This window comes from Mycobacterium sp. 852002-53434_SCH5985345 (assembly GCF_001667155.1).
Taxonomy (GTDB): domain Bacteria; phylum Actinomycetota; class Actinomycetes; order Mycobacteriales; family Mycobacteriaceae; genus Mycobacterium.
The window spans coordinates 16,995-30,349 of the sequence record NZ_LZIE01000014.1 but is presented as its reverse complement, the minus strand read 5'-3'; the positions used below and the strand labels follow the sequence as shown (position 1 = coordinate 30,349).

Annotated in this window: 16 protein-coding genes; 7 read left to right on the top strand and 9 right to left on the bottom strand. The window is 65.4% G+C overall.

Translation table 11 applies throughout. The features are described from left to right. Positions 1-772: 772 nt before the first annotated feature. On the top strand, positions 773-1,003 hold the full coding sequence (locus A5756_RS02085) for a DUF6400 family protein (protein WP_066946146.1): 231 nt from the start codon (positions 773-775) through the stop codon (positions 1,001-1,003). Between the two features lie 274 nt (positions 1,004-1,277). Continuing rightward, positions 1,278-2,180 (top strand): alpha/beta fold hydrolase, encoded by a 903-nt coding sequence (locus A5756_RS02080; RefSeq protein ID WP_066946144.1) that lies wholly within the window; start codon positions 1,278-1,280, stop codon positions 2,178-2,180. A gap of 27 nt (positions 2,181-2,207) precedes the next feature. Here the strand turns inward: A5756_RS02080 and A5756_RS26145 are convergent, their stop codons facing one another. The 3 genes from A5756_RS26145 to A5756_RS26595 all read right to left on the bottom strand — a co-directional run bounded on the left by A5756_RS26145 (position 2,208) and on the right by A5756_RS26595 (position 3,283). Next, positions 2,208-2,366: a hypothetical protein gene (locus tag A5756_RS26145; RefSeq protein ID WP_197505723.1), complete on the bottom strand. Its 159-nt coding sequence runs from the start codon at positions 2,364-2,366 to the stop codon at positions 2,208-2,210. Between the two features lie 23 nt (positions 2,367-2,389). Continuing rightward, on the bottom strand, positions 2,390-3,064 hold the full coding sequence (locus tag A5756_RS02075; RefSeq protein ID WP_066946140.1) for a DUF2510 domain-containing protein: 675 nt from the start codon (positions 3,062-3,064) through the stop codon (positions 2,390-2,392). 84 nt (positions 3,065-3,148) lie between these two features. Then, the gene (locus A5756_RS26595) at positions 3,149-3,283 is read right to left on the bottom strand and encodes a hypothetical protein (protein WP_255360735.1); all 135 of its coding nucleotides are present in this window, start codon (positions 3,281-3,283) and stop codon (positions 3,149-3,151) included. A gap of 167 nt (positions 3,284-3,450) precedes the next feature. On the opposite strand from A5756_RS26595, the gene A5756_RS02070 reads away from it, so the two are divergent. The 4 genes from A5756_RS02070 (at position 3,451) to A5756_RS02055 (ending at position 6,031) form a co-directional block, all read left to right on the top strand. Next, on the top strand, positions 3,451-3,735 hold the full coding sequence (locus A5756_RS02070) for a hypothetical protein (RefSeq protein WP_231989248.1): 285 nt from the start codon (positions 3,451-3,453) through the stop codon (positions 3,733-3,735). Between the two features lie 46 nt (positions 3,736-3,781). Then, positions 3,782-4,267 (top strand): pyridoxamine 5'-phosphate oxidase family protein, encoded by a 486-nt coding sequence (locus A5756_RS02065; protein ID WP_066946137.1) that lies wholly within the window; start codon positions 3,782-3,784, stop codon positions 4,265-4,267. 79 nt (positions 4,268-4,346) lie between these two features. After that, a complete protein-coding gene (locus A5756_RS02060) occupies positions 4,347-5,096 on the top strand; it encodes a cutinase family protein (protein WP_066946133.1) in 750 nt (249 codons plus the stop codon). Between the two features lie 107 nt (positions 5,097-5,203). Next, complete coding sequence (locus A5756_RS02055; protein WP_066946259.1) at positions 5,204-6,031, top strand: isocitrate lyase/phosphoenolpyruvate mutase family protein; 828 nt, start codon at positions 5,204-5,206, stop codon at positions 6,029-6,031. A 15-nt stretch (positions 6,032-6,046) separates the two neighbouring features. On the opposite strand, the gene A5756_RS02050 is transcribed toward A5756_RS02055, so the two are convergent. From A5756_RS02050 to A5756_RS02040, 3 genes are all read right to left on the bottom strand, one after another. Beyond that, positions 6,047-6,481 carry a DUF4383 domain-containing protein gene (locus tag A5756_RS02050; RefSeq protein ID WP_066946130.1) on the bottom strand — a complete coding sequence of 145 codons (435 nt, stop codon included), beginning with the start codon at positions 6,479-6,481 and terminating at the stop codon, positions 6,047-6,049. A 231-nt stretch (positions 6,482-6,712) separates the two neighbouring features. Further along, positions 6,713-7,291 (bottom strand): cyclic nucleotide-binding domain-containing protein, encoded by a 579-nt coding sequence (locus A5756_RS02045; protein ID WP_066946128.1) that lies wholly within the window; start codon positions 7,289-7,291, stop codon positions 6,713-6,715. Between the two features lie 143 nt (positions 7,292-7,434). Further along, positions 7,435-8,991 carry a succinic semialdehyde dehydrogenase gene (locus A5756_RS02040; RefSeq protein ID WP_066946125.1) on the bottom strand — a complete coding sequence of 519 codons (1,557 nt, stop codon included), beginning with the start codon at positions 8,989-8,991 and terminating at the stop codon, positions 7,435-7,437. A gap of 468 nt (positions 8,992-9,459) precedes the next feature. Between A5756_RS02040 and A5756_RS02035 the strand changes: the two genes are divergently transcribed. After that, positions 9,460-10,689, top strand: coding sequence for an acyl-CoA desaturase (locus A5756_RS02035; protein ID WP_066946122.1), 1,230 nt, complete (start codon positions 9,460-9,462; stop codon positions 10,687-10,689). Between the two features lie 511 nt (positions 10,690-11,200). Here the strand turns inward: A5756_RS02035 and A5756_RS02030 are convergent. The 3 genes from A5756_RS02030 to A5756_RS02020 all read right to left on the bottom strand — a co-directional run bounded on the left by A5756_RS02030 (position 11,201) and on the right by A5756_RS02020 (position 13,259). After that, positions 11,201-11,668, bottom strand: a complete 468-nt coding sequence (locus A5756_RS02030; protein WP_066946119.1) for a GreA/GreB family elongation factor — start codon at positions 11,666-11,668, stop codon at positions 11,201-11,203. Next, positions 11,661-12,227 (bottom strand): GreA/GreB family elongation factor, encoded by a 567-nt coding sequence (locus A5756_RS02025; RefSeq protein ID WP_082948356.1) that lies wholly within the window; start codon positions 12,225-12,227, stop codon positions 11,661-11,663. Before A5756_RS02025 ends, A5756_RS02030 begins: the two co-directional genes overlap by 8 nt. A gap of 402 nt (positions 12,228-12,629) precedes the next feature. Beyond that, entirely contained in the window at positions 12,630-13,259 is a 630-nt protein-coding gene (locus tag A5756_RS02020; protein ID WP_066946116.1) for a hypothetical protein, read from the bottom strand. Positions 13,260-13,355: the final 96 nt, after the last annotated feature.

Here is a 13,355-nt window from a genome sequence, read left to right as displayed (position 1 = left end):
GTCGTTAAGCCTGGGGGTCAAGTGGTCGCAGGTTCAAATCCTGTCAGTCCGACACAGGTCATAGGCCCTTTTGGTGTCGAGCCCCCAGGGCAGCACCGACGCTATTAAGCGCAGCCCCGTGGACTGACCGGGCTTACGACGGTGGGGGCGGCACTACCGGTTCGCAGGCATTGGGACCTGGGTTCCACCAGTTGCCTGGGCCGCAGTCCGGCGGTGGCGGGGGTGTGACGGGTTGGCAGGCGTTGGCTCCTGGGTTCCACCAGTTGCCTGGGCCGCAGTCCGGCGGTGGCGGGGGTGTGACGGGTTGGCAGGCGTTGGCTCCCGGGTTCCACCAGTTGCCAGGACCACAATCCGGGGGCTGAGCCGAGCTCATTCCCGGAGACACCGCTGCCATGTAGGTCATGGGCGCTAACGCCACCGCGACGGCGCCCGCCACGCGGCGAACACGAATTCTCATCGAAGGCCCTCCCATCAAAGAATGTGAGACCTCAAGCATTGACCTTGACCCGGAGTTTTAAACTGCCCGGCTCGCATCAGCGCCGCCCTCACCGAGAGCGGGCAAATCTCAGCAAACGACCGTCCGCCGGCGTTCGCTACCGCGGTGTGTCCATTCAGGAACTCTTCCTGAGCCGTGCTCGAACGGGGGATGGCCGCGTACTCGGGCCCCAATGTGACGAATCCCAACTGGTAAGAGTGACGTGCGTCATAGCCTGACCAGCGTTAATTAGTCCATCCTAACCATTCGTTCGGGTATCTAACGGCTGGGAGTGCGATGGCCAACTTTGACTTCGCTTATGACCTGACCCTCGATGAGGCGCGCCGACGCAGCGCAGTTCTCGAAGCGATTGGTGAGGACTGGGATCCTGTCGCCGTGCTCGCCGAGGAACAGCGGGCCTACGACATGCTGTACTCGGATCTGGAGGGCGAGCAGCAGCGGGTCTACGACGAGCTGGTCCGCGCCGGCGTCCTGCCCTCACGGACGGCCGATCGTGTTACCGATTGATCCGACGGCCGACCGTAGCCGCCGCGCATGGCTGCCTTGCCCGCGCTGCGACCACCGCGCCAAGTGTGGTGATTGCCGGGGCCGGCGAAACTGCGATACGCACTGGCAGTACCTGCTGAGCAACCGGGGAACGCTGGTGCACCTGCAGTGCTCGGATTGCGGTCATCTCTGGTCGACCGACACGCATAACCGCGCGCGCGGGCGCACCGCCTGACCCCACGGCGATCACACCCCGAACCAAGCGATGCGCTCGGGCCGAGGGGATGATGAGCCCATGGACGCTGAACTGCAACGCTGGCTGGCGGCCGGGGAGCACTTCGACTACCTCGGCTTCGACATCTTCTACCGCGTCGAGGGCAGCGGGCCGCCGCTGCTGCTGATCCACGGTTATCCATTCAATTCCTTTGACTGGGCGCGGATTTGGCCGGAGCTGTCGCAACGGTTCACCGTCATCGCACCGGACATGATCGGCATGGGGTTCTCCGAAAAGCCGGTGGCCTACGAGTACTCCGTGGGGGACCACGCCGACATGCACGAAGCATTGCTGGCCCACCTGAACATCCGCAACGTGCACATCCTGGCCCACGACATCGGCGATTCGGTGGGCCAGGAGATGTTGGCTCGCCATGAGTTCGGTCAGCAAGCCTATGGCGCGCTGCGCATCGACTCCATCACCTGGCTCAACGGCGGAATGTTCATCGAGGCATACAAGCCCAGAACGGCGCAGAAGCTGATGTCTGGCACCCCGTTGGGTGACGTATTCAGTCACGTGCAGGGCAGCCCGGTGTCCCGCCGGCTGCTGGAGCCCACGCTGCGCGAGATGTTCGGCCCGAACACCAAGCCGACCCGGCACATGATGGATGTGTTCAACCAGATCCTGGACTACAACGATGGCCGCCGGGTGCTGCACAAAGTCGGCCGTTTCATCAACGATCGCTACACGCACCGAAACCGGTGGGTGCGTGCCATGCGGCAGACCGCGGTTCCCATGCGATTGATCGATGGGCCGGTCGACCCCAACTCCGGTGCTCACATGGCGCGCCGCTACGCCGAGGTGATACCCGAACCGAATGTCGTGATGCTCGCCGACGACATCGGGCACTGGCCACAACTCGAGGCCCCCGATGCGGTGTTGACGCACTTCCTCGCCCACATCGACCGCATCGCCGCCGACTGAACGGCTCGTCGTCGGGAAAGCGGTGGGCTATCCGTGATGCGGCGGTCGCTCGTCGCGGAGCCGGCGCTCGTCCGACGCCGCGCGCATCTGCTCCTCGTCGCCGTACCTGTCCAAATCCTCCGGCGGGGTGCGAACCCGCGGGGGCTTCGGTTCGGCCGGTGGTCGCTTTGGGGGTTCGGTGGACACGAGGCGATTATCCGCGCACCGGTCTACGGCTGAAAGGCCGGAAGAATGGTGCCGGAATCGCGTATCTCCCAGATGCTGGCTTTGGTGATGCCGTCGAAGTTGATCTTGTTCAGCGTTGCTCGCGAATACGTGAGGTCGATGGCGACCTGAGTCGAGGTGTTGCCGTACGGGTCGGTCATCGGGAAGGTGCCTTGCACGTTCACCGCGGAAGCGTCGGGATACGTCGCTCTCGCGTATTTGAGGATGTCGATGGTGTCCGTCCGGGCACCGTCTTTGATCAGCTGCTCGGTGTAGTTGTCACGAATGGCGAATCGGGCGTTGACCACGTCGCCGTTCGGGCCTGGAGCAGTCGTGAAGGTGACCCCGTCCGGCTTCTTGGGTCCGGCCGGCGTCGACGGCGCCACCTCGGTCGGCGGTCCCGCGGTGGCCGAACTGCTCGGGGTCGATTGGGCGTCCTTCTTGGGGTCGAATACCCAGGTTTTGCCGACGACGATGAGGAGGACGAGGAAGCCCAGAGCCGCCAGGGCCAAGGCCGCCTTACCCGGAGTGTCTTTCTTCGGCGGTTCCGCGGCGAACGCCCACTCGCTAGTCCAGCTGGTGCCGTCGAAGTACCGTTGCAGCCCGTGGCCTACCCCTGCGGGATCGGGGTACCAGCCCGGCGCCGATTGGGGCGGGGGCGGCGCCTGTTCGAATGGCATCTATCCATTTTCGTCGTGAGTGAGGCTTCTCGGCTACCCGCCGCGTCGGCCACTCGAAACGGATCCCTTTGGTGAGCTCGCCCTTCAGTCCTCGCGGTCCGGCTCGGTCAGTTCCGGCGCGTTCTCACGCGTCGCCATTCCACCTTCGCCCCCGTGATCCGCGGGACCGGGGCGGCCACCCTTGGGCTCGTCGTCGTCCTTCTTCGAATGCTTGCCCATCGCAACCTCCTTCGTCGACCGAAGGACTACCCGCCGCGGCACGATCTGAAGACCCGAGGCCGGATATGAACTCGAGATGGCCCAGGCGTGACGGTTCGGCATGACGTCCGACGTTCGACGCGCCGGTGTGGCCGCTCCAGGCTATGAATCTAGGAGTGAGCAACCAGGTGAACCTGACCCAGCAGGAAAGCTCGTTGATCGGCGAGAGTGATCCCGAGGCTCTCATTCGCATGGACGAGAAGTCGCTGAAGGATTTGCAGAGCCGGCTCAGGCAAGCGCGCGACAAGAACTTCAGCTTGTTGCGGCGTCGGGGTGCGGCTCGGGTTGAGGCCGAAGGCGCCCGCGGCTCCGCCCAGCCCGCCAGCGAAAAGCGCGGCGAGAAGGTGGAGATATTCGACCAGGCGCTGGCTCGGGTGGGCGAGCGCCTTAGCGCCATCGGTGGGCCCGAGTAGCAGCTGAGTGTCCGCCCGGGTCCTACCGGGTAGGAGTACGAATGTGATGAACACCCAGCAGTTGGCCGAGGAGCTCGCCCTCGCCGGGGCACAGAAGCTGCTCTCCGGCTCCATGGCCCGGCTTGCCTACAACGGGCACGATGGCTTCCCGCGAGTCGTCCCGGTCGGTTTTCACTGGACCGGCGAACGCATCGTCGTCTCCACCGCACCCACCGCCCCGAAAGCGCGAGCGCTATCGGCACGTCCGCAAGTGGCACTGACGATCGACACCGGCTCCGCACCGGAAGAGGCGCAGGCCCTCCTGGTACGCGGGCTAGCCACACTGCAAACCGTCGACGGCGTCACCGAGGAATATCTCGCGGCGGCGAAAAGCTCGATGGACGAACCGCAACTCGGCGACTTCGAACGCAACGTACGGTCGACGTACAAGCAGATGGTGCGCATCTCGATCGAGCCGCTCTGGGCGCGGTTCTATGACTTTGGCGCCGGGCGGTTACCCGCGTTCCTCGCAGAGCTCGTCGAGGATGGCTAGCCGGCAATACAATTCGACGACGCTGGTCAGCGCACGAAACTCGTGGTTTAGAAACCGCATGTGTTGGGCACACACGGCCATGACCGCACGTCACGTAGTCCACTTCCTTGCTCCCGCGGTCGTCGCGGCGGCGGGCGTCAGCGCTCCGGTCCTCGCTTCTGCAATTCCGTTCGCTTCCGCCGAGCCATGCCCGGACGTGCAAGTGCTGTTCGCCCGCGGCACGGATGACCCGCCGGGTCTTGGCCCGACCGGACAGGCGTTCATCGACACCCTGCGCCCGCGCGTCGGCGCAAAATCGCTAGACGTCTATCCCATCAACTACCCCGCCACCCACGACTGGACGAACGCTGGCGAGGAAGGGATCAGAGACGCGGGGGCGCGGGTCGTTTCGACGGCGCACGACTGCCCCAATACCAAGATGGTGCTCGGCGGCTATTCCCAAGGCGCTGCCGTGATGGGCTTCGTCACCTCGGCCGCCGTACCGGCTGGAATCGATCCGGCGGCCGTGCCCAAACCGCTGGACCCCGAAGTGGCCAACCACGTCTCGTCGGTCGTGCTCTTCGCACTGCCAAGCGAAAAGGCGATGAACTTTTTCGGCGAGCCGCCGGTCGTCATCGGTCCGCTCTATCAGGCCAAGACCATTCAGGTATGCGCCCAGGGAGACCCGATCTGCTCCGACGGGATGAACTTCGCCGCACACGACACGTACTCGACCAACGCGGCCATGATTGACCAGGGTGCGGCGTTTGCGGCCAGTCGTCTCGGGCCGGCGGGCGCCGCTCCTGGCGCACCGACGACCGCCGTCGGCTTCCCGGGCGTTCCCGGTTAATCGCGGCTCCGCCTCGTTTGAATACCAAGGCGCACAGGCTATTTCGCGTCTAGGGTGCACCGGACGGCGGCCTGGCGAGTTCACTTGGGCGCGAGCATAATCGGGTGGTGGACTCATACGGCGACCTCCGCGCCCGTTTTCGCCGGCTGCATCAACAGGGGTGTTTTCTCATCCCGAATCCGTGGGACGCCGGTTCGGCAATCGCGCTCGCAAAGCTCGGCTTCCCGGCACTGGCCACTACGAGCGCCGGACTATGCTTCGCGCGGGGTCTGCCAGACACGGTGACCGCGCTCTCCGTCGACGAGGCACTGAACAACATCGCCGAAATAGTGGCCGCGGTCGGCGTGCCCGTCAACGCCGATTTCCAGGCCGGTTATGCCCAAGATGCGGGCGAGCTCGCGCACAATGTGGCGCGCTGCGTGGCCACTGGCGTAGCCGGCCTCTCCGTCGAAGACGGCACCGGCATCGCCGGCTCGCCGCTCTTCGAGCTGGCCGAGGCGGCCGACCGCGTTCGCGCTGCGCGTTCGACGATCGACGACTCGGGGGCCGACGTCATGCTGACCGGCCGCGCGGAATGCTTCCTCTACGGCCACCCCGACCCCCTCGCCGAGGCCATCAGGCGGCTGCAGGCTTACGCCGAGGCGGGAGCCGAGGTGCTCTTCGCGCCGGGGATCCGGACCAAAGCGGACATCGCCAGTCTCGTCGACGCGGTGGCTCCGTATCCGGTCAACGTCCTGGTGTCTTCCGACACGGGGCTGACGGTGACGGACCTCGCGGAGCTGGGGGTGCGACGGATCAGCGTCGGCTCCGCTTTCAGTCGGGTCGCGTGGGGTGCGTTCCTGGCCGCCGCGCGGAAGCTGATTGAGGGCGGGTCCTTCGAGGGACTAACCGGAGCCGCGAGCTTCGACGAGCTCAATACGCTATTCGCCGAATAGTCTCCGGGCGGCGAGCTACCGCACTTTCCGGAGATCGGCGAGCGAGTTCTTCAGCCCACCATCCAGTCGAATCTGCACGGCCGCCACGGCGACCATCACCCCCGCGGTCACCAAGTGCACCACCGCGTCGGTGGTGTTGTTGGGGAAGGTGAAGACATAAGCCACTTGATGCGAGAAGAAAGCCCAAATGCCCGGCAGCGCACCGGCTACCGCGGCGAGCAGCAGATATAGCACGGCCCAGGACTTGCGCAGCGCCAACACCAAACCGGGAGCGAACAACGCGAGACCGGCGACGGCATGCCAGCCGTTGTAGTCCATCCCGAGTAGCTGGACGGTCGGCGCGGCGGGACCGGTCGCGAAGCTGGGATTGACGATGAGGCCGATCACCGCCTGAACGACATGAAAAACGCAAATGATCAGCAGCCCGATCTGGGCGAAACTCCACCTCACGCTGCACCCCCTTGTGCCGGCGGGATACCCGGATACTACGCGCGGTAGTAGATCCTGGTCAATCCTGCTCAGTGGGGGCCGCGGGCGCGCCGTCGGCCCCGGCCGGAAAACGCCGCCACCGTCCGCACCGTCGCCCAGCACCGACCTTCGTCACGGATGGTCCGGAATGATAAGGGGCGGAACGAGATTGAAAACACGCCGGAAAGGCTGTGGCCACTTCTTGCGCAGTGGCTACGCGGTGCTCTTCCGTTCGACCCACTGATTAAGCGCGTCCTCAACTGCGGTCACTACGTCCACACCCGCGCTGTTGGCGGTTTGCTCAAACCGCTCGACCAACTCGGTGCGGACTGAGACGTCCAACCTCGTGCGCGCTGGTTTTGGCTTCGGCGGCAGCTCTACCGGCACGTGTCGCGCCACGGATGTGTCGATGATTTCGCGAAGTGCCGGTATCTCGTCGAGCATTCTGGCGAGATCAGCGCGTTCGATACGCAAGACCTCGGCCGGCCCCATCGTCGTCACGGTCGCAGAACGCAGTTTCCCACGGTGGAGTGCGGATTCGCCGATCACCTCGCCCGGACCCAGGACGGCGACGCGGTCCCGCCCGATGTACACACCCACCTCCCCGCTTAGCAGGATGTAGCAGGAGTCCGAGGGCGTCTGTTCATGAATCAGGGGCAATGGGGCCGACGTCGCAGTGCGATGCGCTGCTCGGGCGAGGCTCAGCAGGTCAGCATCGGAGAAGTTGTCGAAGGTGGCGTACTGGCGTAACCGACGAGCGTCTTCCTCATATTGCTTCGCATCGGCCTTCATGGCGGGCTCCTGACGTGCGATGTGACGCTATATCGAGGAGCGTAACGCGGATTTGCCATACCGATGGCAGAAGACCGCGAAGTAATCCAAAACGGCCCGCCGACAGGACTGAATGCGGTAGTTGCGAACGTGAAAGCCGGAAGTCAGTTCCGCCCGGGAAGCCTCATCATCGCGCGCACGACGGGGACTAGCGACTTCTGCCACAGCGTTCCCGGAATGCCAAGCGGCGGATCGAGATTGAACACGCGCGCGGTCGCGATCGTCTGCGACTCGGTGTACTTCAGCAGGCCCTCGGCACCGTGTCGGCGGCCGACGCCGGACTGCCCCATCCCGCCCATCGGGGCACCCAAGCTGCCCCATGCGAACGCGTAACCCTCGTTCACATTCACCGTTCCCGACCGCAGCCGGGCGGCGATTTGCTCGCCCTCCGCGGAGGAGCCGGCCCACACGCTGGCGTTGAGCCCGTACTCGGTGGCGTTGGCCTTTTCGACGGCTTCATCCACGTCGGCGACGGGGTAGATCGACACGACCGGCCCGAACGTCTCGTTGGCCGCACACTCCATTTCCGGCGTGACGTCGGCGAGCACCGTGGGCTCGTAGAACAGCGGCCCGATGTCGGGCCGCGCGTTGCCGCCCGCAATCACTTTGGCGCCCTTGGCTTTCGCGTCGTCGACGTGGTCGGTCACGGTGTCAAGCTGACCCGCGGAGATCAGGCTCCCCATGTCGACCGAGAAGTCGTACGCGGTGCCCAATTTCATGTTGCGCACCGCGGCGCCGAACTTGCCGACGAAGTCGTCGGCGATGTCCTTCTCGACGTAAATCCGTTCGATGGAGATGCACAACTGGCCGGCGTTCGAGAAGCACGCGCGGGTGGCCGCCTTGGCGGCCTTGTCGAGGTTGGCGCCCCGGGTGACGATCATCGCGTTCTTGCCCCCGAGTTCGGCCGAGAAGCCGATCAGCCGACGGCCCGCGTGTTCGGCGAGCTGCCTGCCGGTGGCGGTCGAGCCGGTGAACATCAAGTAGTCACAGTTGTCGATGATGGCAGTGCCGACCACCGAGCCCGGCCCGGGCACGATCGCGTAGAGGGCTCGCGGCAGGCCGGCCTCGTACAAGAGCTCGGCACACGCCAGCGCGCAATATGGGGTCTGGCTGTCCGGCTTGAGCACCACCGCGTTGCCCGCCAGCAGCGCCGGCACCGAGTCGGACGCCGTCAGCGTCATGGGGTAGTTCCACGGCGAGATCACCCCGACCACGCCCTTGGGCTGGTAGACCACCGTGGTCTTGCCGATCGCCGGGAGCAGCGCCTGCACCTTGCGCGGTTTCAAAAGGTCGGCGGCGACGCGCACGTAGTAGTTCGCATTCGCCATCAGATCGACGATTTCCTCCTGTGCCGCCCAGCGGGCCTTTCCGGCCTCGGCTTGCAGGAGATCCATCAGGAACTCGCGGTTCTCGACGACCAGGTCGCGATACCGGCTGATGACATCGATGCGCTCGGAGACCGGGCGGTTCGCCCAGTCGGTCTGAGCCGCCCGCGCCTCAGCGAATGCCGCCTCGACGTCTTCGGCCGTGCCGATGGGGATCGTGGTCAGCGGCTTGCCGGTGAAGACCTCGTCGATGGTCCGCCTCTGGCGTGCGGCGGGGTCTTTGATCGCGGCGAGCTGACGCAGGCGGTCGAATACCTCGGCTGGCGGTGCGGGCATGTTGTTACCTCCCCTGTGAGCACAGCGTTCAGGCCACCAGCCTATCCGGATGAATTGCCGGGGCGTCGGCGTCGTCGAGGACGGCGGCAAGCTTGCGTTCGACCGTCGCCCGCTGCCGGAGGTCTACGCGCCATCGTGTTGCGGGAATCTTGTCGGTAGGTCTACGGTCAGCAGTCACGGCGTAGAGCCGAAAAGACAGGTGCTTAAGCAGATGGCTCAGCCTTCCGCCGGACCTCTGGGTTCCGGACAGGTCGCCGCACCGCCCAACTCCGGTGGTGAGGGCGGCGACGACGGTGGCTCGTTGCCGCCGTTCTGCTGTGCCAATTGAGAGCTCACCTTGCGGCAATCCCCGTGTTCCCCCAACAAGATCGGACGTGACCCAGAATGCTGCGGTTCGCAAACCTCTCCTGGCTGCGCGTCGTTGCGCGGCCGTCGCATGCCGCCGGGCGCGAATCGTGCCCCGCCTAGATGGCCATCACTGAAGTCTCCGAATACGCCCACCTGAGCGGCACGGACCTCGAGGAGCTCGCAGCCGCGCTGGAAGCGATACGCCGCGATATCGAGGCTTCGCGCGGCGCCAGGGATCGCGCATACATCAAGCGCGCCATTGCCTTTCACCGCGCCCTCGAGATCGCGGCGAGGCTGGCCATCGCCGGCAGTAAAGGCAAGTTTGGCTGGAGCGTCGGAACCGCCACCCTGGCCGCGGCCAAGTGCATCGAGAACATGGAACTCGGCCATAACATCAGCCACGGTCAATGGGATTGGATGAACGACCCCGAAATCCATTCCAGTACCTGGGAGTGGGACATGGCCGGTCTGATGTCGCAGTGGCAGTACTCCCACAACTACCGGCACCACGTTTTCGCGAACGTGGTGGGTGTCGACGACGACCTCGGATTCGGAGTCATGCGGGTCACTCGAGACGAGCCATGGCGGCCGCACGCGTTGGCGCAGCCGTTCCGCGCGGTGCTGTTGGCGCTCTTGTTCGAGTGGGGTGTCGCACTGCACGGCTTGTATTCAGTGCAGGATCGTGATGAGACGGACGCCCGAAGGTCGGCCCACAAGGCAGCACTCCTGCGCAAGGTTGCTCGCCAGGCCGGCAAGGATTACGTCCTCTTCCCCGCGTTGAGCCGCCGGCGGTGGGGGAGCACGCTCACCGCCAACGTGGTTGCCAACGGGCTGCGCAACGTGTGGGCATGCGTCGTCATCTTCTGCGGTCACTTCGCCGACGGTGCGGAGAAATTCACGCCGGCAGTTCTCGACGATGAGACCAAGCCCGAATGGTATCTGCGACAAATGTTGGGCACGGCCAACTTCCGGGCCGGGCGGGTGCTGGCGTTCATGACTGGAAATCTCTGCTATCAAATCGAACATCACCTCTATCCCGACCTGCCCAGCAACCGCTACCCGGAGATCGCCGAGCAGGTGCGCGCCCTGTGCGTCACCTACGACTTGCCGTACACGACCGGCTCGTTGCTGCGCCAGAACCTGCTCACCGCGCGCACCATCTGTAAGTTGGCGCTTCCGGACTGGTGCTTGTCCGCTACCGCCGATGACGCGCCGGAGACGGCGTCCGAGGACAGATTCCGGAAGGTCGCGAGACGAGCGCGCTTGTCGGGTACCGGGCACGATGTACGGCACCGGGGATTAGCGACGGCAATACTCGGTGCTAAGCGCGATCGAAGGAGATGGCGCTAGTAGGCGGTGAGCACCAAGGCGCCGCGCTCAGCGCTTCTTGTCGTGAAGTACCGAATCGGTGGACGCGGCACTGGCCGACTTCCCCCGCTTGTCGGCGCGCTTCTCCTTCAATGATTTTCCGGACTTCTTGGTCATGGATTGTCGAGGAGACTTGTCGGACATCACTGGCCCTTCGTATGGGGGCCTGATTGGGTCCCGGTTTGGCCGACTTTACCCCACGGCGGAGCTAGTCCGGGATGACTCAGCCGCTGGCCTCGCCGGTGCCATGGCGGCCGCGATGGCCTGGCCGGTGGTCGCGGGTGCGTATACGAGGCTGGCGCGTGGGAGCCTGGCGCAGCGCGGGGCGCGGGTATGGAACCGTCACATTCGCCCATAAGCAAGCGCCATGATCAGAAAAAGCGCTGCCAACAGAAGGAACATCATCACCAGCGGGTCGACTACCTCGAATAGCATGCCAGCACAACCGATTGCGATCCACAAGCACTAGGCATTGCGGGCTTCGTGGCCGGCATCAGTTCGTGCCGGCGAGGTGGATGCCGTATGGCACTGCGTCCAGCAGCGTGACGGTGAGTCCGTCACCGCTGGGCAGCACGTACCTGCGCTGCTCACCGGGACGCGCCCCCGTGATGGCCGCTCCCAGCGGGGAATTAACCGAATAGACCTCCACGTCGCCGTACTCGGCGCCGCGCGCGCCCAGCAGGAAGGTCTCGACGTCACCGGTGTCGTCGTAGCGGACGGTCAAGACCATGCCGGGTTCGGCGACCCCGTCGTCGGGCGGATCCTCGCCGACGACGGCGTTGACCAACAGGTCATGGATCCGTTGAATCCGCAGCCGCCATGCGCACTGGACAGCCGTCGCGCCCTCGTCAGCGTCTTCGCCAAACGCGTTGCTGCCACGCGACTCCCGCAGGGTGGCTAACTCCCGCTGGAGCCGCACGTAGGCCTGCGGCGTGAGCCACACGGGCTGCACGCTAGTCATGTTCGTTCCCCTTTCCCTCAATGGTGGTCAATGGCTGCCGGTCCGAGACTCCGTTCCCGAACGTATGACGACCGAAATCGTTGCGGGTTTGCGCATCTGGTGATGCAGCCCGATACGGAACGACCCTGAGCAGGGTCACGGGCCGCCCGGTGTCATGCGGAATCGCATAGATGCGCTGCTCGCCGGGGCGAGCGCCGGCGATACACCGGCCCAGCGGCGACGCCATCGAATACACCTTGATGTCGGCGCCTTCTGCGCCCCGCCGGCCGAGCAGCAGCGTTTCTGTTTCACCGTTGGCGTCGTATCGGATGGTCACCACCATGCCCGGGCCCGCGCTCCGCTCGCGTGCGGGATCGTCACGCACTACGGCCGTGGCGAGCAGGTCCTCGATCTCGCGGATGCGTTTTGCCCGTGCCGCGGGGCGCGCGCCGCGGTGCCCGCCGTAATCCATGGCGTCGTCCGGGACTTCGATGCTCCGCCGGGAGCGCAGCGCGGCGAGTTCGTCCTGCAGGCGGCGCCGGTGCTGCGGCGTTATAGAGACAGGTGCACATCTGGTCATCGCGTTGTTTCCTTTACTGAGTAGGGATGTCGTCAGGGACGGGCCGGCGTGTGGCAGCCGTCCCTGACGACGCGGAGCCCGTGAGGGGCAAGCGTGCGTCGGAATCACCATGCGGCGCCGCGACGTCCGGTTTGCCGCGCTATGGAGGAGATACGTTGTCCGCCAAAGCGATACGTCGCGTCCGTCGCTCACCGCACACCTCTGCTTCTGGATTCCGAACCGGTACCTCCATGGTGGCCTGCTTGGACTCCAAGGCGCTTGCATCAAATGAACAACCGCGGCATACGCCATTGTTCGGACCCGACAACGCGATTTGCCGGGAGAACCTGCGCCGAACAGCCCCAATCCCCGCAGGCGCTACTGCGGGGACTGGGTGTCCGATGGCTGGTCGCCTTCCTCAGCTCACCGTTGCCCGACCAATCGGTCGAAGTCGTGCTGCCAGCGGGTGTAACGGGCTTGGTCGAGGGCGTGCCGGGCGCCGGCGAACGAAGCGGCTACCGCGGCGCTTACGGCACCCCAGATCGCGACCGCGATCGTGACCGCCTCGGTGCGCGGCGACAGATTCGGCCGGGTCAGCGGCGAACCGTGAGCATCGACCCAGATCTCGACCTCGTCACCGACTTTGGCCGCGGGGGGTGCGGCAATGTCTCCAGTGCGCGCTGCCCCGGCGAAATCCCATTGGGCAGGCATCTGGACCGTCCGGCTGTCGAATTTCCTCGGGGCGTGGCTGTCCGCTACGACCGTCGCGGTCACCCGGCTGCGAGTTTGGACCTGCTCCGCGTAAATGCGGCTCCGCGAGTCATAGACCGCGGTGCCGACGGCGGCGGCGATCGGTACGGCGAACAGTGACACCGCGACGGCCAGCACCAGGAGCAGCGCCTCGACCCGGTCGCTTGCCCGTAGCAGCGGGTTGCGACCGAACAGCCGAGAGAACAGCCTTCGCGGCAACGGCACGGTGAACGTCTCCAGCACGGCGTGGTCGCCCGGCCCGCGCGGGCACGGCGGTCGATCGTCGTGACGCGGGGTAGTCATCGGATGTCCTATCGACGGATCGGGTAAAGGCCGTGGGTTGTTCACCTCGATGGTGGCGCGGGTGGACGCCGCACGGATTGCCGAGGTCCGACAATG